Raw genomic sequence first — 1,403 nt, forward strand, 5'->3', positions numbered from 1 at the left:
GACGCCGGCGCATCGGGCGGCGGCCCCGCGGCGACGGGCGGCGAGCTCGATCTCCGTGCGCTCGCCCTCGCGGCCCTCGCGCTCTTCTTCGGCATCGTCCTCCTCCGGTCGCGCCGCCGCGCGGCCTGACGGTCGGCCGGGCCTGACGGTCGGCGGCGGCTCTACGCTGGTGTCATGCCGCTGACCGGAAAGTACAAGCCGTCCACGTCCGAATGGGCCCGCACGCAGGCCGAGAAGTACGAGGCCTCGAACGGCGCCGAGGCGAACACGCTGCGAGGTGTCCCGATCATCGTGCTGACCACGGTCGGAGCGAACACAGGCGCACTTCGCAAGACCGCGCTCATGCGCGTCGAGCACGACGGCCGCTACGCCGTCGTCGCTTCGAAGGGCGGCGCGCCCGACGAGCCGAGGTGGGCCGAGAACATGCGCCGCAATGCTCACGTCGAACTGCAGGACGGCGGGGTCAAGCGGGACTACGACGCCCGCGAGCTCACCGGCGAGGAGCGCGCGGAATGGTGGGCGCGTGCCGCGGCCGTGTGGCCGGACTACGACAACTATCAGACGCGCACCGACCGCCAGATCGCTGTGTTCCTGCTCGAGCCGCGCGACTCCTGAAAGCGTCGGCGCACCCGCCCGACAGCGCACGCCATGACAGACATCGAGCTCTCCCGCATCCCGGGCGGTGCGGTGACGCTCAACGACGCGCGTCGCAAGGCGACCTGGAGCGTCGAGCTCGAGCCGTTCGAGATGGGCGTGTACGCGGTCACCGAGGAGCAGCTGGCCGAGATGCTCGCGGAGCCGGCGCGGCACCCGCGGCGGCCCGCGACCGAGGTCAGCTGGCTGCGCGCCATCCGGTTCTGCAACGCCGCATCGGAATGGGAAGGACTCGATCCCGCGTACACGTTCGAGGGTGAAGAAGTCAGGTGGCACCTCGACGCCGACGGCTATCGGCTGCCGACCGAGGCGGAGTGGGAGCACGCGTGCCGCGCGGGGTCTACCGAGCCGCACTACGGACCCCTCGCCGATATCGCGTGGACCAGCGCTGACGGCGTCCTCTCTCCCCAGGACGTGGGGGGCAAGCTCCCGAACCTCAACGGGCTCTTCGACACGCTCGGGAACGCGTGGGAGTGGTGCTGGAACCTCCTGGACCCCGCACGCTACGGCGACTACCGCGTGTTCCGCGGAGGTGGATTCGCCGACGACGCCTGGAGCGTGCGCGCCTCGGTGCGCCGGGGCGGCGGGCCCCGGATGCACCATGACGACGTCGGGTTCCGTGTGGCCCGCGGCGGCTTCGACGCGATCGACGCCGCGCAGGGCTGGTCGCTCCGTGCCGACGAGGAGCGCGCCGTCTATGACGGTCCGACTCCGCCCGGCTGGACGCCGCTGCGCTGAGCCGCGCCCCG

General features: G+C 72.0%; 2 protein-coding genes. Both read left to right on the forward strand.

Going from position 1 to position 1,403, the window contains the following annotated elements:
* Positions 1–174: 174 nt before the first annotated feature.
* Positions 175–615: a nitroreductase family deazaflavin-dependent oxidoreductase gene (locus EIO58_RS17935; RefSeq protein WP_127820557.1), complete on the forward strand. Its 441-nt coding sequence runs from the start codon at positions 175–177 to the stop codon at positions 613–615.
* 33 nt (positions 616–648) lie between these two features.
* Entirely contained in the window at positions 649–1,392 is a 744-nt protein-coding gene (locus EIO58_RS17940) for a formylglycine-generating enzyme family protein (RefSeq protein ID WP_127820558.1), read from the forward strand.
* The last annotated feature ends 11 nt before the right edge of the window (positions 1,393–1,403 follow it).

Origin of the sequence: Microbacterium sp. CPCC 204701 (assembly GCF_004010105.1) — a bacterium.
Taxonomy (GTDB): domain Bacteria; phylum Actinomycetota; class Actinomycetes; order Actinomycetales; family Microbacteriaceae; genus Microbacterium.

Bases quoted from the DNA above. Each gene is read 5' to 3' on its own strand.
- EIO58_RS17935 (WP_127820557.1), top strand. From the start codon at position 175: ATGCCGCTGACCGGAAAGTACAAGCCGTCCACGTCCGAATGGGCCCGC.
- EIO58_RS17940 (WP_127820558.1), top strand. From the start codon at position 649: ATGACAGACATCGAGCTCTCCCGCATCCCGGGCGGTGCGGTGACGCTC.